The 283-nt window shown below is 41.0% G+C and carries 1 protein-coding gene; it reads right to left on the bottom strand.

What is annotated here, in order from left to right:
* Nucleotides 1-283 (bottom strand): Ig-like domain-containing protein (locus ACVC5O_RS00280; RefSeq protein ID WP_452219457.1); only part of this gene is annotated, 283 nt, incomplete at both ends.

Here is a 283-nt window from a genome sequence, read left to right as displayed (position 1 = left end):
TGGATCGTTTGGTGTATTGTTTGGATCTGTTATGACTACGGTTCCATTGGTTGGTGGTGTTGTGATTGCGATTGTACCATCTGTTGGGATGTCGTTATCGTTATCATAAACATCTACCACTACTGGTGTGTCTTCGTCTGTGGTTGTTGTATCGTCTTCTACATCTACAATTGGATTTACTGTTACGGTTACTGTTGCTGTGGACTCATCGCCATCTGCATCTGTAATTGTATAATCAAACGTATCTGTTCCATTGAAATCTGGTGCTGGTGTGTACAGTATA

This window comes from Lacinutrix salivirga (genome assembly GCF_053604675.1).
This window is presented reverse-complemented; position numbering and strand designations above follow the sequence as displayed.